The organism is Streptococcus suis, from assembly GCF_002964045.1.
Lineage (GTDB): Bacteria > Bacillota > Bacilli > Lactobacillales > Streptococcaceae > Streptococcus > Streptococcus suis_U.
In genome coordinates this window covers 16231-39724 of the sequence record NZ_POPB01000335.1, presented here as the reverse complement: position 1 = coordinate 39724, position 23494 = coordinate 16231, and the positions used below count along the sequence as shown (strand labels likewise).

At 41.7% G+C, this 23494-nt stretch carries 23 protein-coding genes; 5 read left to right on the top strand and 18 right to left on the bottom strand.

The features are described 5' to 3' along the window. Positions 1-94: 94 nt before the first annotated feature. The 8 genes from C1E99_RS07010 to C1E99_RS06975 form a co-directional block, all read right to left on the bottom strand. Positions 95-1375, bottom strand: coding sequence for a dihydroorotase (locus C1E99_RS07010; RefSeq protein WP_105207077.1), 1281 nt, complete (start codon positions 1373-1375; stop codon positions 95-97). Positions 1376-1403: 28 nt separating this feature from the next. Next, on the bottom strand, positions 1404-2057 hold the full coding sequence (locus C1E99_RS07005; RefSeq protein ID WP_105207076.1) for a uracil-DNA glycosylase: 654 nt from the start codon (positions 2055-2057) through the stop codon (positions 1404-1406). A 9-nt stretch (positions 2058-2066) separates the two neighbouring features. Next, on the bottom strand, positions 2067-2993 hold the full coding sequence (locus C1E99_RS07000; RefSeq protein ID WP_105108206.1) for a glycosyltransferase family 2 protein: 927 nt from the start codon (positions 2991-2993) through the stop codon (positions 2067-2069). Between the two features lie 108 nt (positions 2994-3101). Then, positions 3102-3734 carry an orotate phosphoribosyltransferase gene (gene pyrE, locus C1E99_RS06995; RefSeq protein WP_105207075.1) on the bottom strand — a complete coding sequence of 211 codons (633 nt, stop codon included), beginning with the start codon at positions 3732-3734 and terminating at the stop codon, positions 3102-3104. Between the two features lie 90 nt (positions 3735-3824). Beyond that, on the bottom strand, positions 3825-4160 hold the full coding sequence (locus C1E99_RS06990) for an inorganic diphosphatase (protein ID WP_105207074.1): 336 nt from the start codon (positions 4158-4160) through the stop codon (positions 3825-3827). Then, positions 4153-4848, bottom strand: coding sequence for an orotidine-5'-phosphate decarboxylase (gene pyrF / locus C1E99_RS06985; protein ID WP_105207073.1), 696 nt, complete (start codon positions 4846-4848; stop codon positions 4153-4155). Before pyrF ends, C1E99_RS06990 begins: the two co-directional genes overlap by 8 nt. 167 nt (positions 4849-5015) lie before the next feature. Further along, on the bottom strand, positions 5016-5906 hold the full coding sequence (locus tag C1E99_RS06980; protein WP_238146217.1) for a dihydroorotate dehydrogenase: 891 nt from the start codon (positions 5904-5906) through the stop codon (positions 5016-5018). A 60-nt stretch (positions 5907-5966) separates the two neighbouring features. Beyond that, positions 5967-6740 carry a dihydroorotate dehydrogenase electron transfer subunit gene (locus C1E99_RS06975; RefSeq protein ID WP_238146216.1) on the bottom strand — a complete coding sequence of 258 codons (774 nt, stop codon included), beginning with the start codon at positions 6738-6740 and terminating at the stop codon, positions 5967-5969. Positions 6741-6948: 208 nt separating this feature from the next. Between C1E99_RS06975 and C1E99_RS06970 the strand changes: the two genes are divergently transcribed. From C1E99_RS06970 to glgB, 5 genes are all read left to right on the top strand, one after another. Next, positions 6949-7860 carry a LysR family transcriptional regulator gene (locus tag C1E99_RS06970; protein ID WP_105108212.1) on the top strand — a complete coding sequence of 304 codons (912 nt, stop codon included), beginning with the start codon at positions 6949-6951 and terminating at the stop codon, positions 7858-7860. Positions 7861-8022: 162 nt separating this feature from the next. Further along, entirely contained in the window at positions 8023-9150 is a 1128-nt protein-coding gene (locus tag C1E99_RS06965) for a glucose-1-phosphate adenylyltransferase (RefSeq protein WP_105108213.1), read from the top strand. A 12-nt stretch (positions 9151-9162) separates the two neighbouring features. Continuing rightward, positions 9163-10278 (top strand): glucose-1-phosphate adenylyltransferase subunit GlgD, encoded by a 1116-nt coding sequence (gene glgD, locus C1E99_RS06960; protein WP_105207071.1) that lies wholly within the window; start codon positions 9163-9165, stop codon positions 10276-10278. Between the two features lie 8 nt (positions 10279-10286). Next, positions 10287-11732 (top strand): glycogen synthase GlgA, encoded by a 1446-nt coding sequence (glgA, locus tag C1E99_RS06955; protein ID WP_105108215.1) that lies wholly within the window; start codon positions 10287-10289, stop codon positions 11730-11732. Between the two features lie 68 nt (positions 11733-11800). Continuing rightward, positions 11801-13639 (top strand): 1,4-alpha-glucan branching protein GlgB, encoded by a 1839-nt coding sequence (gene glgB / locus C1E99_RS06950; RefSeq protein ID WP_105207070.1) that lies wholly within the window; start codon positions 11801-11803, stop codon positions 13637-13639. 345 nt (positions 13640-13984) lie between these two features. Here glgB and C1E99_RS06945 read toward each other — a convergent pair whose 3' ends face one another. From C1E99_RS06945 to C1E99_RS06900, 10 genes are all read right to left on the bottom strand, one after another. Beyond that, positions 13985-15157, bottom strand: a complete 1173-nt coding sequence (locus tag C1E99_RS06945; RefSeq protein ID WP_105207069.1) for an IS110 family transposase — start codon at positions 15155-15157, stop codon at positions 13985-13987. 314 nt (positions 15158-15471) lie between these two features. Further along, positions 15472-16281 carry a transporter substrate-binding domain-containing protein gene (locus tag C1E99_RS06940; protein WP_105207068.1) on the bottom strand — a complete coding sequence of 270 codons (810 nt, stop codon included), beginning with the start codon at positions 16279-16281 and terminating at the stop codon, positions 15472-15474. Between the two features lie 225 nt (positions 16282-16506). Then, a complete protein-coding gene (locus tag C1E99_RS06935; RefSeq protein WP_330848221.1) occupies positions 16507-17310 on the bottom strand; it encodes a transporter substrate-binding domain-containing protein in 804 nt (267 codons plus the stop codon). A 237-nt stretch (positions 17311-17547) separates the two neighbouring features. Next, a complete protein-coding gene (locus C1E99_RS06930) occupies positions 17548-18735 on the bottom strand; it encodes an acetate/propionate family kinase (RefSeq protein ID WP_105107708.1) in 1188 nt (395 codons plus the stop codon). A 42-nt stretch (positions 18736-18777) separates the two neighbouring features. Beyond that, the gene (locus C1E99_RS06925) at positions 18778-19500 is read right to left on the bottom strand and encodes an MIP/aquaporin family protein (RefSeq protein WP_105107709.1); all 723 of its coding nucleotides are present in this window, start codon (positions 19498-19500) and stop codon (positions 18778-18780) included. A 15-nt stretch (positions 19501-19515) separates the two neighbouring features. Beyond that, positions 19516-20022: a GlcG/HbpS family heme-binding protein gene (locus C1E99_RS06920; RefSeq protein ID WP_105107710.1), complete on the bottom strand. Its 507-nt coding sequence runs from the start codon at positions 20020-20022 to the stop codon at positions 19516-19518. Positions 20023-20045: 23 nt separating this feature from the next. Continuing rightward, a complete protein-coding gene (locus C1E99_RS06915; protein ID WP_105107711.1) occupies positions 20046-20426 on the bottom strand; it encodes a glycerol dehydratase reactivase beta/small subunit family protein in 381 nt (126 codons plus the stop codon). Then, positions 20407-22260 (bottom strand): diol dehydratase reactivase subunit alpha, encoded by a 1854-nt coding sequence (locus C1E99_RS06910; RefSeq protein ID WP_105207066.1) that lies wholly within the window; start codon positions 22258-22260, stop codon positions 20407-20409. Before C1E99_RS06910 ends, C1E99_RS06915 begins: the two co-directional genes overlap by 20 nt. 27 nt (positions 22261-22287) lie before the next feature. Continuing rightward, the gene (locus C1E99_RS06905; RefSeq protein WP_105207065.1) at positions 22288-22794 is read right to left on the bottom strand and encodes a diol dehydratase small subunit; all 507 of its coding nucleotides are present in this window, start codon (positions 22792-22794) and stop codon (positions 22288-22290) included. Positions 22795-22818: 24 nt separating this feature from the next. Then, positions 22819-23484, bottom strand: a complete 666-nt coding sequence (locus tag C1E99_RS06900) for a propanediol/glycerol family dehydratase medium subunit (protein ID WP_105207064.1) — start codon at positions 23482-23484, stop codon at positions 22819-22821. Between the last annotated feature and the right edge of the window lie 10 nt (positions 23485-23494).

Sequence of the window (23494 nt, the reverse complement as noted above, 5' to 3'; positions counted from 1 at the left end):
TACGAACTTTAAAACCAAGATATATATTGCTTTAAACATCAAAAATGAGAGAACGAATTTCGTCCTCTCTAGATGTTAGCTTTTCGTCTACCCACTACAGTTGACAAAGAGCCTTAAAAATAACCTGTCCATCAGAAATGGTATAACAAACCTTGCCTTTCAAGCTATCACCGATAAATGGAGAATTTGCGGATTTTGATGCAAAATCGGCTGTAATCAATCGATCTGCATTTGGATCAAAAATAACAAGATCAGCTGGGCCATTTTCAGTAAGATAGCCTGCATCAAGACCATAGAGCTTGGCTGGATTAATCGTCATTTTCTCCAATAATTGAACGAGTGTCAGATGCCCCTCTTCTACCAAGTGAGTCAGACCGAGTGAAAGTGAGGTCTCAAGACCTGTCATTCCTGACGGTGCTTGAGTTACATCCTCAACGTTTTTCTCATCGGCATGGTGAGGGGCATGGTCTGTTGCAATGACGGAGATTACGCCTGATTTTAATCCGTCAATCACAGCCAAGCGATCACGTTCCAAGCGTAACGGCGGATTCATCTTGGCATTGGCACCTTTTGTTAGCAGTAAGTCCTCTGTCCTTGAAAAATGTTGAGGTGCTACTTCTGCTGAGACATTTGCTCCCAGACTTTGAGCAAATTCAACGACCTTTACAGATTCAGCTTTGGATAAATGCTGAATATGAACACGCGCACCCGTTTCATAGGCAATCATGACATCACGAGCCACCATGCTGTATTCTGCCACGCCAGTCGCACCACAGACATGAAAATGTTTTTCAGCCACCTGCTCGTTGAGACCCAAAATACCATTCAAATCAGGGTCTTCTTCATGCAGACTGATGAGACAGTCGTGCTCCTTGGCCAATTTCATGGCCTTTCTAACCACGCCAGCATTTGTCAAAGGGATACCGTCGTCTGAAAAGGCGACTGCTCCAGCTGCTTGCAAGGCTGGGAAATCGGTCAGGTTTTGCCCATCGAATTGATTGGTAATAGTTGCCACACTGTAAATGTGAATGGCTTCTTTTTTGGCAGATTCCAAGACTTCATTCAGAGTTTCGACAGTAGAAATGGTCGGATTGGTATTGGCCATCATAACCACAGAAGTAAAACCACCAGCTGCTGCGGCAAGAGCTCCAGTATGAATATCTTCCTTGTGAGTCTGACCGGGTTCACGGAAATGCACATGAACATCGACCAAGCCTGGGGCAACCACCAAGCCAGTCGCATCAATGACCTGCTCCACATCTTCCGTAATAGAGTCAGCAATCTTGACGATTTTTTTCCCCTCAATCAAGACATCGCAGAAACTATCTAGTCCAGATTGCGGATCAAGAACACGACCATTTTTTACTAATAACATTCATATTCTCCTTTATCAGACACTTCAGCTAACAGAGCCAATCAATTTCCGTGCTACCTTTTGAAGTCAAATAAGCATTTGCTTGTGAGAAAGGTTTACTACCGAAAAATCCTCGGTAGGCTGAAAGCGGGCTTGGGTGAGCAGATTCGATAACCAGGTGGTTTGTATTGGAAATCAAGGCTTTTTTCTTCCGAGCGTAAGCACCCCAAAGAATAAAGACCACAGGCTGCCCCAAGTCATTGACCACCTTGATGATAGCATCCGTAAACGGCTCCCAGATTTGCCCCGCATGACCATTGGCCTGTCCGGCTGGTACCGTCAAGCAAGCGTTGAGCAGGAGAACTCCTTGCTCTGCCCAGGATGTCAAATCGTGGTCCTGTTTGGTCCCAATATCATCCGATAATTCCTTTAGAATATTCTGAAGCGATGGCGGAGCTGGCACCGAATTGGGTACAGAGAAGGACAAGCCCTGTGCCTGACCAGGTCCGTGATAGGGATCCTGCCCTAAAATAACCACCTTGACATTTTCTAATGCCGTTGTCTGTATGGCAGCAAATACCTTCTCCCGAGGCGGATAAACTGGTCCACTTGCATAAACATGGTCCAAAAATTGATTGATCTTACCAAAATAATGTTCTGGCAACTGAGCCTTAATCAATTCATGCCAGGCTGAATGTTCCATACACAACTCCTAGTTTGAACTTTTTTCTTTGACAATATAAACAGGGCGTTTCTTGGTTTCCAAGAAGACTTTTGCCAAATATTTACCAAGAATACCAATGGTCATCAATTGCAAACCACCCAAAAACAGGATGATACAGATAGTTGATGGCCAGCCAATTGTCGGATCGCCAAATACCAAGGTTTTAAATACAACGAACACCATTAGTACTAAAGAAAGTAAGAAGGTGAAAAATCCTGTATAAGAGGCAATATTGAGTGGTGTATCTGAAAAATTGATAATCCCTTCAATAGAATAAGAAAGCAACTTCCAGAATGACCAACTGGTTTCACCAGCCACTCGCTCCACATTTTTGTAAGGCAGGTATTCCGTTTCAAAACCTACCCAGGCAAAAATCCCCTTTGAAAAGCGATTGTACTCAGAAACAGACAAAATAGCATCCACCATGTGACGACGCATGAGACGGAAATCTCGGGCACCGTCTACCACCTCGACTTGACTGATTTTATTCATCAATTTGTAGAATAATTTTGCAAAAAAACTTCGGATTGGTGGCTCACCATCACGGCTGACACGACGGGTTCCAACACAGTCTAAATCTGCATTGGCATCCAGCATTGCCTTCATTTCTATCAGCATTTCAGGTGGGTCCTGTAAGTCGACATCCATGACGGTCACTAAGTCGCCTGTAGCGGCCTGCAAGCCAGCATAAAGGGCTGCTTCTTTGCCAAAATTTCTTGAAAATGACAGATAGCGAACAGCTTGGTCTTGACCAGCCAACTGACGCAGGACTTTTAAGGTTCCATCCTTGGATCCATCATTGACAAAAATATACTCAAAACGGTCTCCCATTTCTTTACGGACCTTTTCCATCGCCTCGTAAAAATAGGGAATCGCCTCTTCTTCATTATAACAAGGCACGATAACTGAAATCATCTATTTCTCCTCATACGGTCAATTTTTGTATGCAAAACATACTTAGTGTACATTATACCATTTTGCAGGACAAGTTCCCAGAAATCGTGCGCAAGCCTATTTCGAATACTAATCTTCCTGCCAGGTTTCTTGGTTTTGACGGAATTTTTTCAGCAAAGTCAAGCCGTCAGCATTGATATAACCCTGAACTTTTGCCACCTTGATGAGTTCTGAATAATTACTGAGGGTTACCAATTTCACGCCAGAATTATCAAAATTACGCTCTGCTTTTGGTAATTCATAGGTGAAAATGGCCACCACACCGATCACATCTGCGCCTTCACGCTCAGCAGCTGCAACGGCATCCAGGACTGAGCCACCTGTAGAAATCAAGTCCTCAATGATCACCATCTTTTGTCCCTTGACAATGCGCCCTTCCAACTGATTGCCAACACCATGTTCTTTGGGTTTGCTACGAATATAGGCAAAGGGAAGATTCATACGGTCAGCAATAATAGCCCCGTGCGGAATACCTGCTGTCGCAGTACCTGCAATCACTTCGACTTCTGGAAACTCTTCTTCGATACGCTGAACAAAGCCGTCTTCAATCAGGTTCCTAGTTTCTGGATATGACAAGGTAATTCTGTTATCCGTATAAATAGGTGATTTGATACCTGATGCCCATGTAAATGGCTTTTCTGGACGCAGATGAACTGCCTTAATATCCAACAAGTGTGATGCGATTTCTGTTGCTAATGTCATAATAGACCTCCTAATATGTTTAAAGGCGTACCGATGAGCAAGACCATCCCGCCGGATAGCTATGCTATTCCTAAAGTGTTGTTTTAATGTTCAAACTCCCGAGTCCACCAGTTCAATCCATGAATCAAAATACTGTTCAATGAAATTGGTTTTCTCTTTTATTTCTGTCACGGTAAGGCTTTCATCAAGACCTGTCAGTACCCATTTATCCTCGACATCGTCTCTTCGATGGATAATCGCGACCAATTTTCCCTTGAAAGATGTCAAGGGCTCCTGAACATCTTTGGAAATGATGTAGACATCCTGTTCTTCATCATCTCCAGCCAATAGATTTGGAACATAGCCGTAATTGATGGGGTACTGGTTGCCAAATTTGTCAATAAACCCGATGGGTCTATCAATTAGAACCTGATAAACCTTATTCACAATTCCACTCCTCTTTAATAGCCAGATAGGTCTGATAAGGATTTTCTGCTCTTGTAATGGGACGACCGACCACGATATAGTCACTACCGATACGTGCCGCCTCAGCTGGTGTCATCACTCGTTTTTGATCGCCTACCTCGCTGGCTACTGGACGAATTCCAGGTGTCAGACAAACAAAGTCAGAACTGGTCGCAGCCTTAATGAGCGAAACTTCATGGGCAGAGCAGACGACGCCATCCAGACCTGCTTGGGCAGCTTTTTGAGCATAGTAGACAACCGCATCCTGCAAGCTAGTCTGGATATTTTGGTCACTGCGCATTTGTTCTTCGGAAGTTGACGTCAACTGCGTAACAGCAATCAAGACAGCGTCCGAACCCAACCCTCTGCGAGCAGCCTGCATCATTTCCACTCCGCCTGCTGCATGGACGTTGGTCATATCCACACCCAGCTTGGCCAAGACCCTCATAGCAGACTCAACGGTATTTGGAATGTCGTGCAATTTTAAATCTAGGAAAATGCTGTGTCCGCAATCTTTCAGATAAGAAATAATGCTTGGACCTTCCGCATAGTAGAGTTCCATTCCCACTTTCACATAGAGCTTTTCCTGAGCTGGAAACTCGTTTAGGAAAGCTTCAACTTCTTCTCTTCCTGCAAAATCTAAGGCAATAATTGGACGATTCTCTTTCATAGCTTCCTTTCCAAATCGACACAAAAACCCTGCCAGATTGGACAGGGAGGTAGACGAAATCAGCCTGACCAGTAAATTGTCAAGCTAGTTTATGCTACCTTTCCAGCCTCTCTGGACTTGGTTAAAGGACGATGTTACTTCAATAATACTCTTTTATTTTATTTTTGTCAACGCTTACCCAAGTTCTTTCGCACTTCTTGTCGTAGGTTTTCCAAGGTGTCAATACCATAGACATCCATGCGTTTTGGTAAGTCTTGTATAATGTTTGGACAGGCAAAGGGGTCTGTGAAGTTGGCGGTGCCAACACCAATCGCTGAGGCCCCTGCAATCATCATTTCAAGAGCCTTGTCAGCCGAATCCACACCTCCCATACCGATAATTGGCAGATTAGTCGTCTGCGCAACCTGACGAATCAGCTTGAGTGCAACTGGAAAGACAGCTGGACCCGACATACCGCCTGTGCCATTTGCTAAGATTGGCTGGCGTGTTTTGAGGTTAAAGCGCATACCAACCAAGGTGTTTATCATAGTCAAGCCAGTCGCTCCTGCATCCTCTACAGCCTTGGCCAATAGGGTGATGTCTGCCACACTTGGTGTCAGCTTAACATAAACAGGTACAGATGAAGCTTCTACCGCTGCTTTTACTGCTTGGTAAGCCAATTCTGGCACTTGTCCAATCAAGAGACCATTATTGCCATGGTCCACATTGGGACAGGAAATATTCAGCTCGATGGCTTTCACGTTTGGAGCCTTTGAAATCTTTCTAGACACATAGGCATATTCTTCGTTGGAAAAGCCTGCTACATTGGCAATGATTGGCAAGTCAGGAAAATGTTGCGCTAGCCAGGGTATTTTTTCGGATAAGACGGCGTCAACACCTGGATTTTGAAGTCCAATGGCATTGAGCATACCTGCTGGCGTTTCGGCCACACGGGGAGTCGCATTGCCATAACGGGGATGCCGAGTAGTCGCCTTAATCATAATGGAACCAAGCTGGTTAAGGTCATAGTAGTCTGCATATTCCTGACCAAACCCAAAGCAACCTGAGGCCGGAATAATCGGATTTTACAAGTCCAAACCAGGCAGAGAAATCGCTAATCGTTTTGTCATACCAACCTCCTACAAAATCAAGCTGCCTGTCGCAAAGACCGGTCCTTCTTTACATACACGCTTGTTTTCATGCTCCTGGCCCTCTTTAGGTTTGACCACACAGGCGTAGCATGCTCCCATGCCACAGGCCATGCGGGCTTCCAGGGAGATGTAGGCATGAGGATGGTCCTGAAAGCGTTGGTCAACATAGTTCATCATAGCTGGAGCCCCACATGAGTAGATAGCCGCAAAGTCATCTGTTAGCTCTCCCACCACACGTGCAACCGTGCCTTTCTGCCCATAGGAACCATCGTCCGTTGTGACATGTACTTGGCCAAAATTTGCCAATTCTTCTTCCAAAATGACAGCCTCTTTATTAGCAAAGCCAATGACTGACGTGACTTTGGCGCCACGTTTCGCAGCCTGTTTTGCAACCTCTACTAAAGGAGGAACTCCGATACCTCCACCAATGATGAGAATGCGGTCTCCTTCCTTGAGAAAGTCTATTTCAAACCCTTTCCCAAGTGGTCCCATGACATCCAAATAGTGACCATTTGGCATTTTCGAAAAGACTTCCGTCCCCTGTCCTTCCAATCGGTAAATAATCCGACAGTGCGATTTAGCTTTATCAATCTCCGAAATGGAAATCGGTCTTCGCAGGAGCATAGAATCATCAGGAACACGAATATGGATAAACTGACCCATTTTCATATCCTGAACCATCTCACCCTGCAAGGTCATGGCAAAAATACCTGGAGCAAGCTGGACTTGGTCAACCACTAACATCTGTTCTTTTAAAATCATTCTCTCTCCTATTCTATGAAACACAGAAAGCAAGAAAGTCGATATAAGAGAAAAAACCTTGCTGGCTAGCAAGGTTACACGAAAAGAAGGCAGTATCTGCCCTATTTATCACGTTCCCTTTTTCGCCTCTCTGGACTCAATTAAAGGATAAATTGTTAGAATTATACATTTTATAAAATAATTTGTCAAATCATGTTACAATAGAAGTATGAGAATTCAACAATTGTACTATATTATCAAAATCGCAGAAACTGGCAGTATGAATGAGGCTGCCAAGCAACTTTTTATCACCCAACCCAGTCTTTCCAATGCCGTTCGTGACTTGGAAAAAGAGATGGATATCAAGATTTTTCTACGCAATTCCAAAGGGATTACATTGACAAAAGATGGTATGGAATTTCTTTCATACGCCCGTCAAATCGTAGAACAAACTGAACTGTTGGAAGATCGCTATAAAAACCCGAATGCCAAGCGACAGCTGTTCAGTGTATCGTCCCAGCACTATGCCTTTGTTGTCAACGCCTTTGTCTCACTCTTGAAAGAGACAGACTTGGAGGATTATGAACTATTTCTACGGGAAACGCGGACATGGGAAATTATTGATGACGTTAAGAACTTCCGTTCAGAAATCGGTGTCCTCTTCCTCAACCATTTCAACCGAGATGTTTTGTTAAAACTCTTGGACGATAACCGATTATCCTACACCCATCTATTTACAGCTAAGCCACATGTATTTGTCAGCAAGACCAATCCTTTAGCACAGAAGAAATCAATCACTCTTGATGATTTAGTGGATTTCCCCTATCTCAGCTATGAGCAAGGTATCCACAACTCCTTCTACTTTGCCGAAGAGATTTTGGCTCAGGAACACCATAAAAAATCGATCGTTGTTTCCGACCGAGCCACCCTCTTTAATCTCTTAATTGGTCTAGATGGTTATACAATTGCGACTGGTATCTTAAATTCAAATCTTAATGGAGATAATATCGTATCTATTCCACTTGAATTTGATGATGAGATTGAATTGGTCTACATTCAACATGAAAAAGCCATGCTATCGGACATGGGTGAAAAATTTATCAATTACTTGCTTGAAGAAGTAAAATTCGGTAAAAAATAAATCTATTCTTATATAGACATACACAAAACAATATGTTATAATATATTTATGAAAGCTTTTGAAAAGAAATTTGGAATATTTCACTTTTCTTCTAGGAAACGCTTTCATTTTTTTATAGTTTATGCTATAATACACATATCATATATATTAAGGAGTGGTTAGATGGCTCAAAATAAAATGTTAGCTATGATTCTTGCTGGTGGACGTGGTACTCGTCTTGAAGGTTTGACAAAGAAAGTCGCTAAACCAGCAGTCGCATTTGGAGGAAAATACCGTATTATTGATTTTCCCCTCAGTAACTGTGCCAACTCTGGTATCGATATTGTCGGTGTATTGACCCAGTATGAACCTGTATTATTAAACTCTTATGTTGCACAATCTCAACGTTGGGGCTTGGACGTACAAGGTTCTGGTATCTTTGTCCTGCCACCAAGCGAGAAGATTGAAGGTTTTGGTCTTTACAAGGGCACCGCTGATGCAATCACTCAAAATATTGACTTCATCGATCTTCATGACCCTGAATACGTCCTCATTCTTTCAGGAGATCATATCTACAAGATGAATTACGACAAACTCCTTGATACTCATATTCAGAAAAAAGCAGATGCGACAATTGCCGTAATCGAAGTACCAATCAAAGAAGCCTCTCGCTTTGGTATTATGAATACGGATGAAGATTATCGCATTGAAGAATTCGAAGAAAAACCAGAAAATCCAAAGAGTAACTTGGCCTCAATGGGTATCTATATCTTCACATGGAAGACCTTGAAAAAATATCTCCAGGAAGATGACAAATTAGATACTTCTTCACACGATTTTGGACATGATATCATTCCAAAATACCTTGAAGATGGCCGTACTTTGATTGCACATCCATTCCGTGGCTATTGGAAAGACGTAGGTACAGTCAATAGCCTTTGGGAGTCTAATATGGACTTGATTGACCATGCAGGTGACTTAGACTTGTCCGACCGTTCTTGGAGAATCTATTCCGAAGACAAGGGCTCACCAGCTCAAGTAATTGGTGCAACTGCAACAGTAAAATCAGCCTATATTGATAAGGGGGCAGTCATTGACGGAACGATTGAACACTCTGTTATTTCTACAGATGTGCAAGTAAACCAAGATGCTGTTGTAAGAAATTCAGTTCTTCTACCGGGAGCTATTATTGGTGAAGGAGTTGAATTGGATTATGTCATCGTTGCTGAGAACGTTAAGATTGCGGATGGAATCAAACTTTCAGGTGAAGCCGACAACATCCTCTTAATTGATAAGAATGTAACCAAATAAGAAAGGACTGCTATGTTAAGAAATACTCTAGGAATTGTAAATATTGAAGGAAACAATGTACATTTTGGTGATGTGATGGACCATCGTGGAGTACAGGCCTTTAGTTTTTTGGGACGTTATCGCCTGATTGATTTTGTCCTTTCTAATATGTCAAACTCTGGTATTACAGAGTTCCAAGTCTATATGCCTGTTCACATGCGTTCTACTATCCAACACGTCGGTACGGGTAAACACTACAATATCAACAGTAAACGCGGTTCTCTTCGCCTGCTCAATAGTGTGACAGACCCTAACTCTGTCTACCAACATGATATCAACGCTTTCTCGGATAATCTTCATTTCATTGAAAATTCAACCAAAGAATATGTCTTGATTGCACCTTCCTACTTTATCTACAGCCAAGATTTTACAAATGTAATGGAAGAACATGAGAAAACGGGTGCTGACATTACAGTTCTCTACAAGAACATCACTGACGCTAAAGAAAACTTCATCGGTTGCCAAACCTTAAAATTCGATGATAACAAGCGTGTAGTGGCCTTTGAAGAAAACCATGGTAAATATAAAAACCGCCCTGTTTCATTAGAAGCCTACATCATGAAACGTACAACCTTTATCGAGTTGATCAAACGTGCCAATAAAGTTTCATCACTTTACTGGTTGAAAGATATTCTTCGTGATACAGTAGACCAATACAAAATCATGGGCTATGCACATCGTGACTTTGTCGCTTGTATCAATAATGTTGAATCTTACTTTAAAACCCAGATTGATTTGATTGACCGTGATACACGTAAACTGCTCTTCAAAAACGACTGGCCAATCCATACGCAAACCAGCGACTCATCTCCTTCACTTTATGGTCCACTAGCTGAAGTCAAACGCAGTTTGATTGCCAACGGTGCCAATATCAATGGTCAAGTAGAAAACTCAGTTATCGACCGTGATGTGATCATTGAAGAAGGTGTCGTTGTAAAAAACTCAATCATTCTCAATGGTGTAACAATTAAAAATGGTACGACTGTTGAAAATGCCATCATTGATAAATCGACTAAGATTATTCATTCTACTGATATCAAAGGTAGTGAATCAAATCCAGCCTATATCAAAGCACATCAAATCATCTAGGAGAAATCATGACAAAAAAATCTGTTCTCTTTGTAGCATCTGAAGGACTTCCATTCATCAAGACTGGCGGTTTGGCCGATGTGATCGGTTCCTTACCCAAAGAATTGGTAAAACAGGGGTTGGATGTCCGTGTGGTGCTACCACTGTATAAGAAAATTGCTATCAATAACCATGCTGATTTTGACTATGTGTCTAGTTTTGATGTTCGTGCAGGCGATATACAATCCATGGCCAATGTCTACAGTCAAGTGATTGACGGAGTAACTTTCTACTTCATCGAACACCGTGACTTCTTTGAGCGCGACGAATTGTATGGCTATGACGATGATGCTATGCGTTTTGGCTATTTCCAACACGCTACCTGTCGTCTCTTAGAAGCCTTGGACTTCTTCCCAGATGTCATTCACACGCACGACTGGCACACTGCTGCTATCCCATTCCTTTGCCGTACTTTTTATAGCTACCGTGAGGAATTCCGTGCTATCAAACATGTTTTCACCATTCACAACCTAGCTTTCCAAGGGATTTTCCATAAGCAAGCCCTCTGGTCAGCTCTAGGAATGGACTACAGCTACTACTTAGATGGAATTGCTCGTTTCCATGATGAATGCATTTCCTTTATGAAATTAGGGATCTTGTACGCTGACAAGGTAACAACCGTTTCAAATACTTATGCGCGTGAAATTTTGACTGAAGAATTCGGTGAAAATATGCAACACGTGCTGGAACTTCGTAAGCATGATTTGTGTGGTATTGTCAATGGGATTGATTACGATAGCTGGGATAGTCAGACAGATACATATCTTGTAAAGAATTATAGTCTTGAAACAATTGCAGACAAAAAAGCCAATAAATTGGCCTTGCAAGCTCAGTTTGGACTTCCTCAAGATGAACATGTGTTGATGATTGGTATCGTATCTCGTTTGACTTGGCAAAAAGGATTCTATCTCTTGACAGAGGTTCTCAGCCATCTACTTCAAGCCCACGTTCAATTTGTCATCTTGGGCAATGGTGAAGCAGATGTTGAAAACGCCTTTAACCATTTCAAACATGCTTATCCTGAAAAATTCGCCTTCTACCGTGGCTATAATGAACCGCTTGCTCACCAGATTTATGCAGCTAGCGACCTCTTCCTCATGCCATCTATGTTTGAGCCATGTGGTATCAGCCAGTTGATTTCAATGCACTATGGAACTCTTCCATTGGTTCGTGAAACAGGTGGATTGGTTGATACAGTGACACCGTATCATATAGATACGAAAGAAGGAACTGGATTTACATTCGGTGGTCGTGATGCCTACAATATGCGTCAAGTTTATGATTTGGCTCTTCAAACCTTCTATGATCGTCCAGATGATTGGAAAGCAATGGTTTCACAAGCTATGGAACGCGATTTCAGCTGGACTGCTTCTGCTGAAAAGTACATCTGGCTCTACCGTGAAATTAGTGGCTAGGTAAGATTTGACAACAAACTGAGGGGGAGTGCGACCAAGGTCCGCTCCTTTTCAACAAGGAGATTGCTATGACAGAATTTACTGATTTAGATTTATACTACATGAATTCCGGTGAGCACACCACGCTCTACGAGAAAATGGGAGCTCACTTGATAAAGGAGCGCAATAAGATCCTTGGCACTCAATTCCGTGTCTACGCTCCAAATGCCCGTGAGGTTTTCCTAGTTGGAAACTTTAACAACTGGCAACGTAGCCATCCAATGCAATGGGAAATTGATGGTGTTTTTCAACTCTATGTAGAAGGTTTAAAATCACTTGAAGATTACAAGTACCTCATTATCACCCATGATGGACGTGAAATTTACAAGGCTGATCCCTATGCCTTTTTCAGTCAAGTGCGTCCTAATACTGCGTCGACAACCTACAATCCTCACTACAAGTTTAAAGACGATGTCTGGATGTATCATCGTGTCAACTATGACTTTAAGGAGCAACCTGTTTCTATCTACGAAGTCCACCTTGGTTCTTGGAAGCAAAAATTTGCTAATAAAAACGAAGGCGGTGCGCCACTTGAGGCCTTCAATAGTTACAAGGAAATTACACCGCTTCTCATTGAGCATGTCAAAGAAAATAATTACACCCATATTGAGCTCTTACCCATCACCGAACATCCCCTGGATGCTTCTTGGGGCTATCAGGTAACCGGTTATTACAGCCCTACCAGCCGCTACGGCAAGCCTGATGATCTCAAATACCTAGTTGACCAATGTCACCAGGCAGGAATCGGGGTTATTCTAGACTGGGTTCCACTTCATTTCTGTAAGGATGCACATGGTCTCTATCAATTTGATGGTAGTTGGTTGTATGAATACCCTCATGAACAGGACCGTGAAAATCACCAGTGGGGAACAGCCAACTTTGACCTTGGCAAAGGCTTGACACGTTCCTTCCTTCTATCAAATCTTAAGTATTGGTTGGAATACTTCCATTTCGACGGTATTCGAGTGGATGCCTTATCTTACCTTCTCTACTGGCGTGGTGAAACAGAAGATGACAAAATCAACCACGGAGCCATTGATTTTATCAAACGTGTCAATGCCATGGTTCATACCGACTATAAGGGTGTCTTGATGATTGCGGAAGATTCGTCAAGTTTCCCTAAAGTAACCCATCCCCTAGAAGAAGGTGGTATTGGTTTCGATATGAAATGGGATTTGGGTTGGATGAACGATACACTCAAGTTTGTCGAACGTCCGTCTGTCTATCGTAAATACCATTCAAATGAAATTACCTTTGGTATGTATTACAACCAAAATGAGCAATTCCTCTTGCCCTTATCTCATGACGAAGTTGTCCATGGAAAGCATTCCATCATTGAAAAAATGAATGGAGATTACGAAGATAAGTTCCATTTGGCGCGTGTCTACTACAGCTTCTATTTTGCTCATCCAGGTAAAAAATTACTCTTTATGGGCAATGAATGGGGCCACATCCGTGAATGGCATGAATACACTGAAATGGATTGGGAGTTGCTTGCCTATCCAACCCACTCTAGTTTCTACCAAATGATGAAGACTCTGTCTACATTCTATCGTGAGAACGATGCATTTTGGAAGTATGATTACCAGGCCTACGACAAGGGATTTAAGTGGGTGAGAATTGATAGTGAAGCTAGCCTCTATGCCTTTTCACGTATGAGTGATGACCAGGAAATCTTGACCATCCATAATTTTAATGATCAGGAATTGTTCGACGTCCACCTGGATTTACCAGCGGATAGCGAGTACAAACTCGTCTTCTCATCAAATGCCATTCCAATGGAAACCTTTAGTCTTTATCCAGATGAAAACGGAGCTAGAATTACAGTTCCACGTTTGACTAGTTTTTATCTAGAGCGTGTGAAATAACATCATGTAGAGGCTGAGCACAAGCCCAGCTCCACTACTCAGAGTTCGTGTCAACATCTCAGCGCAGTGGTTGATTGTCAGATTTGTTCGTGTTTCACACTCCAAATCTGACCTTTACTATTGTTGCGAACAGGAGTTCGCCTTATTTCCAACCTCAAACTGTCTCCCAGACAGTTTGAGCTATGCGGGGGTGGGAGTAAAATAGTCCAGTGGACTATTTTAGCCCGAACCTACTGTTTGGAAGTGAGGGGAACTTTTTTTGAACTAGTCAAGTTCTTATACGAAAACTCAAAAGAATGCAAAAACTCCCTCCCTATGATATAATCAAAGCGAAAAATTTTTATGTTAGGCTACTAGCTCGTCCCTAGTAGTCTTTTTCTGTGCTAAAAATTCAGGATACGTTATCTGCTCTTTTAAAAGGATATAGGCTATTTTTAATAATTGATGCGCAAGTGCAATTGTTGCTTTTTGTGAACCACGACGACTTTGAATCTGATAAAATCGGTCTGCTAGGGGACTTCCTTTTTGTTTTTTGACAGCGAAAGCGGCTTGGCATAGACACTTCTTCAAATAAGAATTACCATGTCGAATCTTAGTACTTCGTTTTTTGCCAGCGCTCTCATTATTACCTGGACAGAGTCCTGCCCAAGAGGCTAAATGTCCAGCAGTGGGAAACTGACTCATGTCAACACCAACCTCAGAAATGATAACAGAAGCTGTAATGACATCAATGCCTGGAATGGAGTCCAATATTTCTACATGTTTTTCATATTGTGATAGATAGACATTCATTCGCTCTTCCAACAACTCAATCTGCTTCTGATAAAAATCATAAATCTCTAAGGACTGCTTTAACATAAAACGATGATGGTCAGAGAAATAACCGTCCAAGGCTTCCAGAAGCTGTGGCACTTTCTTTTTCAAACTGGTATAAACGGATTGATGGACAATGCGAGGTATGATAGGCGTCCCATCAACCAGTAGCTGAAGGAGATTACGTCCAGATAGTCCCATAATATCTTCAATATAGGTTGTTAGCTTGATACCACCTGACTGAAGAATTTTATGGATACGGTTGGTTTCTCGATTGCGACTTTCCACATAATGTTTTCGTTGTCTGGTCAACTCCCTCAATTCTTGAATGATTTCATTGGGAACGAAACTCCGAGGAAGCAGACCAATCCGTGTTATTTTGGCAATCCAATGAGCATCCTTCTTGTCGGTTTTCTGACCTGGGATGGCCTTCATATGAGCTGGTTGAGCGAGTATCAACTTGAAGTCATCACAGAGAGCATGCCAGACAGGTCGCCAATAAACACCTGTACTTTCCATACCAACAGCTTCCACATGAAATTGACTGAGAAAATCGTGGCAAGCACGTAGGCCTTTAGTCGTTGTATCAAATGTAGCCATCTCACGCTTTGGACGAGTCGAGGTGAGAGGTCCGTGTAGGATACAGACAACAATATTGGCTTGATGGACATCAATACCTGCACAAGATTGATAGAGAACATCCATGACAATTCCCTCCTTCTAAAAATTAGAGAGCTTATCTACCGAATTTTAGTCGTATTTTTATACTCATACCTATAGCATATTTTGGGGTGCTCGTCAGTAGAGTGGATCAGTTTTTCCCTCGATGACTAACATCATTAACTCGTCAACCACAAAGCCCTCACTAAGATTATACACCTAGTGAGGGCTTTATGTTCGTTTTCATTATTCTGTGGGTGAGGGCGAAGCCATCATGGATGTCTTTCCCACTCCCATTTTGCATGCAAAAACAACCACCGTTTCCGATGATTGTTTATCATTCTCAATGAAAATCAAGATTATTCAACTGCTGTATAGGTTGCTGCTTTTTCAAGGAAGGTATCAAATTCGCCACTTGCTTTCACTTCTGCAATAACCTTGTCAATTTCAGTTTTTAGGTCTGAGCTTCCTTTTGGAAGTGCGATAACTTTTGAGTTCTCGTCAATAGTTGGAAACTCTGCAGATGCAATAGCAAGGTCGCTGTTTTGTGAAACATAGCCTGCTGCAACTGGTGAATCCATCAAGACAGCTTCTACTTTACCAGTCTTCAATTCATTGACTGCTTCACCCATTTGAGTAAGGGAAACAATACTTGCGTTTGAAATATTTTCCTTCGCATAGGTTTCTTGAGTTGAACCTTTTTGAACTGCTAGAGATTTTCCTGAAAGTGCGTCTACACTTGAAATACTGTCTGCATTCTCTTTCTTCACTAGAAGGACATCGGCAATTTGGTAGTAACTTTCAGAGAAGTCAAAGACCTTAGCACGTTCGTCAGAGTAAGATAGACCTGCGATAGCAATGTCAGCCTTACCAGATTGAACACTGTTCAAAACGTTGTCAAAACTCATTGAGGATACTTCAAGCTCAACTCCAAGTTCATCAGCAATTTTTTGTGCCAGCATAATATCTGCTCCGACAACTTCATTTTTTCCATCGACAAGTGTTTGGAATTCAAATGGTGCATAGTCTGGACTAGTCGCTACAACCAAGGTTCCTTTTTCTTTAATCTTCTCGAGCGTTGATTGGCTTGAAGATGAATTAGTCGAAGAACAAGCTGCTAATGTAAATCCAGCTAATATAGTAGCTGCTAATGTAAATATTTTTTTCATGTATAATTATCCTTTTTTCATAAATTTTCTGGTTGTTTCAGAATATGTTCTCATTTTATGTTATTTTTATACAATTGTCAATAGATTTTTCTTATTTTTATTCATTTTTTCGCGAATCAAGGCTGTTTTCTGAGGAAATAGTGACTGTATTTTGAAAATAATCTTAAAGCTAGGTAGCTGAAAAAACTATCTATAGGTGAAAGTACTGAACTATGAATACTGGTCCTAATTACTGATGGACAAGTCATAGGCTTCTTGGACAAATGTATCGAATTTCCCTTCTGAAACAAGTTTTTCAATAACAGTATCCACTTTTTCTTTCAGAGCTGTACTACCTTTTGGTAGCGCAACGGCATAAGCATCGGTATAGTTACTTTCAATTTCAGTATCTACAATCATCAAATCATCATTTTTGGCTACATAGGCATTGGCTATTGGTTCTTCAAAAATAATGCCATCAATTTTTCCAGCTTTCAATTCGTTGATTAATTCCCCGTTTGAACTGATGGAAACCTTGCTTGCATTTGGCAATAAATCATTTGCAATCTTTTCTTGAATTGAGCCTTTTTGAACCCCAATTTTAGCTGATTCCAGTGATGATATGCTAGTAAACTGTGAACTATTGGCTTTATTGATGATTAGTTTATTGGTTGAAGTGTAGTAAGGAATAGAAAAGTCGAAGACTTTGGCACGTTCTTCTGTCGCTGAAATTCCTGAAATTGCTAAGTCCACTTTGCCATTTTGAACTGAATTTAATACGTTATCGAAGCTCATGGCTGAAAATTCAACTTCTACTCCAAGCTCTTTTCCAATTTCCTTAGCTAATTCAATATCTGCGCCTACGATTGTGTCTTTTCCATCCACCAATGTTCGAAATTCAAATGGAGCGTACTCTGGGCTGAGCGCAACGACTAATGTTCCCTTATCTTGAACATTTTTCAAGGAATTATCTGTCGACTCCTTGCTAGCACATGCAACCAAACTCAAACTTGTAGCCATTACCAAACCAGTTTTTACAATCTTCTTAATATTCATCTTCTTCTCCTTTTTATTCATAAAATATGGAATACTTATTCATTGATTATGCAAATTTTGGAGTTTTCGGGCTTTTTTCATTGATTCTTCTCCTTTTTTCTGAAGTAATGAGACCAGTATATGGTATTTTTATACAGTTGTCAACAAACATTTGCATTTTTATACAACAAAAAACACCATCTATTCAATAGATAGTGTTTACATGTTTATTTTGAAGTTTGACAAGTATTCCTAAATCAGCTCCAAAGTGTCCCTAGCTATCATGAGTTCTTCATTTGTTGGAAGAACAAATAATTTTATGCTGGATTGTTCTTGGCTAATGACCATCTTACCAGAATGATTGGACTCCTTATCAAGTTTAACGCCGAATGCTAGCAATTTTCCAGCTACTTTTTCACGGATTAGTTTGGAATTTTCACCGATACCAGCTGTGAATACAATAGCATCTACACCTGCTAAATCAACAATATAAGTTGCAATGGTGTGGGCGATGCGATTGGTAAACATCTCAATAGCTGTTTTTGCTTGTGGATTTCCATTATGATAAGCTTCCTCAATATCACGCAAGTCATTGCTAATTTCGGAAACTGCTAGAAGACCAGATTCCTTGTTCAGAATGGTATTTATTTGATCTGGAGTTAATCCTTCTTCTTCCATAAGGAATGGAAGAATGGCCGGATCAATATCTCCACTACGAGAGCCCATCATTAAACCCGCTAAAGGAGTAAAGCCCATTGAAGTATTGATTGAGGTTTGACCCTTCATCGCACAAATGCTCGCACCATTACCCAGGTGACAACTGATAACCTTCAATTGATCCGTATCAAGTCCTTGTTGCTTATAGACTTCTTTTGTGATCAAAGAAATATACTTATGACTGGTTCCGTGGAAGCCATATTTGCGTAAGCGGTACTTGTCATAATACTTTCTAGGTAGTGGATAGAGGTAATATTCCTCACTCAAAGTTTGATGAAAGGCTGTGTCAAAAACGGCAACGTTTGGCGTGTTTGGTAATAGCTCCTTGAAGGCCTTTATCACTTCCAAATTCGCTGGATTGTGGCTTGGAGCTAGAAAGGAAAGGTCGTCAATTTTATTGATGACATCTTGATCTACCAAGGCAGATGACTTAAAATAATCACCACCATGGGCCACTCGATGGCCAACACCAGCTATATCTGCTAAGGATTGAATAATCCCTTTTTCATCTAATTTTTTTAGTAGATAATTCACTGCCTCTTTGTAGCTTGAAAGAACTAGCTTTTCTGTTTCCTTTTGTCCTTGGTAAACCAAAGTAAATGCCGATTCAGGTTCTCCAATTCTTTCAAATATACCTTTGGCAATGATTTCCTCATCAGGCATGGCTAATAATTGAAATTTTAAAGATGAACTCCCTGCGTTGATTGCAAAAATTTTCTTCATTACTCATCCTTTCTTCAAACTCATTCTGCAATGAAAGAGGAATTATCCCATTCCAAGGGCTTTGAAGAGGAATACTGCTAATGTAGCTCCAACAGTAGGTCCTACAATTGGAATCCAAGCATAGCCCCAGTTGGCTCCACCTTTGTTTGGAATTGGTAAGAGTGCATAAGCCAAGCGAGGTCCAAAGTCACGCGCAGGGTTGATAGCATAACCAGTCGTAGAACCAAATGAAAGTCCGATAGCCATTACTAGAAAGGCTACTACGACAGGAGCAAGACCAACTGCAAAGCCTGCTGTATTCATCAATAGCAAAACAAAAATAAAGAAGAAGGTTGCGATGACTTCGCTCAAGAAGTTAAAGGTTGTATTTGCAATAGCTGGACCAGTTGCAAAGATTCCAACTGCATTGCCTTCTTCTGCTGTTGTTGCTTGGAAATGTGGATAGTAATGTAAAACAACGATTGCTGCACCAGCGAAGGCACCTAAAATTTGTGCAATGATATAGCCAGCAACCATACTCCAGTCAAACAATCCTCCCAAAGCAAAGGCAATGGTTACAGCTGGGTTTAGGTGACCACCTGTTTCAAAGAAACCAGCAACATAAACACCACACATTACAGCAAATCCCCAGGCAAAGATGACTGTAAGGAAACTAGGGGACATATTTTTAGAGAGGGCATGTTTTAAACTAATTGAGGATCCGAAGCCTGTACCGAAGGCTATCAGAACCATTGTTCCTAAAAATTCACCAATGTACTTCTCCATCGTGAAAATCTCCTTCTATTCTTTTTTATCTTGTATTTCTGCTATTGCATATTCTGCAATTGTTTGATCTTCAATAGCGTTGCCGCCACTAATACCAATTGCGCCGACAATCCGTCCATTGCTGTAGATTGGAATACCGCCAGCTAAGCTCACAATTTGTCCTTCAGACATCGTTTCTAATTGAAAGAGCCATTGGTCTGGCTTAGTGAGGGCTGCAAGATCCTTAGACTGCATTTTCATGCCTACTGCTGTATAGGCTTTTCGATAGGCCATGTCATAGCTAACCAGGAGCGCATCTTCCATGCGATAGGTGATAATCACCTGTGCAGCCGCATCCACTAAGGTAATCACAACTGGGACCTTTAATTCCTGCGCCTTTTCACTAGCTCGATGAACAACGTCAAAAGCAAGGTCATAAAGATTGATGAGTTTTAAACTGTCCTGTTTTTCTAACAGCTCTTGGCATTTTTCAATGATTCGTTGAATCAGGATTTCGTCGACTTGATGTTGATTTTCTATCATCTTTTTCTCCGATCACCTATTTTCTAAAAGGACGATTCCAAGGCTACATGTGCTATCAAGGGAGTTCCTTTAACTAGTTTGGCTGCATTTGTTCCCAAAATCCTCAAAACTTGATTCGCCTGTCCAGAATAGTTTCTAAGTCGGTAGAGATATTGTTCTTTTTGCAAATTCCGATAGTGGAGAACAATTTCCTGGTCATTGATGGCCAGACCTACTGAGAGTGGGGAAGATTGGGCTGCTTGATGGGCCAGAGAAACAATACTTTCAGAAGTTGTTGTTAATTCTTCTGTCAAAAAGGGAATCCCTTCCTCTTCCATGCCAAGCTCCACTTGAGTCAACTTTTCTAGCTCAACCTCTCCTAGCTTGTAAATGAGGATGACTGGTTTAGTTGTTTGATAGAACATAAGCGTCACCCCATTTTTCTTTACAGTAAGATAGAACTAAGCCAGTTGCCACTGCGTTTCTTGGTCCAGCTGTTCCACGGATATTTCCTCGACCTGCTACGATATTGCTCTGAGATAGGGCATCTGTTATCAACTGTGGAATTTCAAAATCCAGTGCTGAACCGCCAACGATAACCACAAATGGAATATCTCTGATATCTTGAGTTGGACTGACCGTCTTTAAAGCCCGAATGGCATTGGTCACAAAGACCCGTTCTTTGGCTGTCTGACGGACAATCTTGATTTTTTCAATAGAATAATCTGTGTCAAGCGGTATCAATTCCCCAGTATCTTTGACAATCACTACTCGGGCAAACAAATCTCCGCTCAGAGGTTTGTCAAAGAATTGGACACTACCATCTTCATGTCGAATATGGAAAATACTTTCTACCTTGGCGAGGGGGTATTTTTTAATATCCTCTGCCAAATGCCTATCTTCAAGACCTAACTCCGTATTGATGAGCATGGTGACCATATCACCAGCACCTGCTAAGTGAACAGCTTGTATATCCCCTTTTTTATTGATAATCGAAGCATCTGTCGAACCCGCTCCCAGATCTAGGATAGCCATGGGTTGACTGGTCCCCGGTGTTGTTAGGGCACCAAGAATAGCTGAATGAGCCTCCGCACCTCCGATTTCGACAGCTACGCCTAATTCCTTTTCAACTTCCTGTGCAATTAGGGACATCTGTAACTTGTCAGAATTAACCATGGAGGCAATGCCGACAGCCTGCTCCATAGAAAATTCACCAGCCAAACCACCTTTTACAGTAATGGGAGCAAAGGTGTCGACTGCCAGAATATCCTGAATCTTAATCTGATCCAGTTGTTTCTCTGTCAAATTGGCCATGGTGAGTCGTACTTTTTCCAGCATACCACCCACATTGGTTCCTGCCTCACCCAGCACATTTTCAATATGCTGAATTCGTGAAACGTGGTTCATAATGGTTTCCGCACCTTTTGAAATATCCACACTGGTGGTCTGTTGCTGACCAATAATCTTGATGGTTCCTGCAGGTATTGTCCTTGCCTGAACATCCCCCTTAGGAGTTTTGATAACAACCGCAGAGCGATTACCAATCAGGGCACGAGCAATTGGTACGACCTGCTTTGTATCCTGAGCATCCAGCTGGAAGACAGTGGCAATGCCATAAGGGTTGGAGAGTTGGGAAATAACTTTACCAACTTCTGCAACTTCAACAGCTGCCAACATTCCTAGCGGTACCTTGTCAATATAGGAAATTTCATCCACAATTGGAATCTTTTTCTCCAGCCGATTATTGACCAGGACGCCATCATCAGCCTGCAAGACAGCACCAACAATCTTGTAACCTCTTGATACATAGGCGTTGATGAGTTGAGCAACAGCATCAAAATCCACTTGCTTAGAAGCCACAACGATATAGCTATCTGTCATTGGCTTATTGATCAAATCCAAAATATCAACGGTATAACCAACCCCCAACCCAAGTCCACCTGGTGTCCTTGGGTTGTGGCCAATCATGGTAGATTCAGTTATGACTGTTTCCGTAATGGTTTCCATAGCAACATCTCCAATAACTGGGGTTGCTTCGTTGATACGGATCAGTGCAATATCTTCGATACGAACGGTTGTCGGTTCTAGAAGTAGTTTCAAGGATTGGTAAATGCCATGAACATTTTCTTTTGTTCCCTTAATACCAGTTGTATCTGCAATCGCAGAGGACAGAAACTGGACGGTTCCATTATCGTGTACTTGAGCCAAGGCAGACTCAGTAGATGAATTTCCGATGTCAATACCGATAATATACTTCATTCCTTCTTCCTCCTTTCGATTTTCAGATTAGTTGTCGCCTTTTAGTTTCTTACGGCGTTCATAGTGTTCTGCTGCTTCACGAACAAAGCCTGAACAGATTTTCGCCCCATAGACATTTTCTAATTCAGTTGCGATGTCCAAGAGTTCTTGTTTAGATGAGCGGTATGGACGAAGGGCGTTGTAGATTTCCAAAACGCGTTCATCTGGTACCTTGGTCAATTCAGCGGCACGAGAGAAGTTGTATTCAATGGCTTCACGGCCTGCATTTCGAGCGATTTCACCCTGTTTTAAGAGGATTTCTGGCTTAATCCGCAAGTCTTTTGAGGTGATACTACCGTTGATAATATTCTCCAAGGTAATATCGTCAAATTTCTTATTATCACCAACGACAATCCAGTCTGGGTGTTTTTGGGCAATTGGATAGTCTGCCGCAGTTGCCTCGGTACCTTTTGGTAGACCAGCTGTCACAGGCTTGTCTTGTCCATTCATCTCTTCTAAGATTTTTCTTACTAATAGTTCTACTGATTCACTCATTTCGATTTCTCCTTGAAGATTTTCTTAAATCAATTCAATTTCATCAGCTGGACGACCTTTTTCAACGAGCTTGGTTTCTTTGATATGAAGCAAGGCTGAATAGGCTTGGTACTTCGGACGAGCCATTTGGTCATTCAAGGTTGGAACAGGGTTTGGTGTTTCACCTTTAGCATATTTGGCAGCATTTTTACCAATTAAACGATAGGTATCAGCTGTCAAGAGTGGTGCTTGTGGGAAGAGCTCCAAGTTACTCAATGGTGGTAAATCTCGTTGGTGAATAACGGTTGTTCCTTTAGACTGGATGCCGATTGAAATGCCTGAGCCAGATAGGTGATCGCCTTCTACTGCCACAAAGGCAACGTCTGATGAACGATAAACCTTAACAACACGGGCCTTCAAGCCTTCTTCTTCAATACCTGCAATCACTTGCCGTAAAACTTCGGTATGGGGAATATCAACCATGGTCTTGGTTTGTTGGGTGCCAAAAGCAGGACCTACTGCAATGACCACTTCATCAACAGATTGGCTTGGTTTGGCAACGCCGACGGTGCGAACAACAGCCTTTTCTGGCAGAACTTCTTTCTTAGCACTTGTAGTAGTTTGAGTTGCAGTAGTACTATTGCTTAGGCCAACTTCCTTGATTACTTCTGCAATAATGGAACGTAGTACGTCCTCATTGATGGTTGTCATAATGATTACC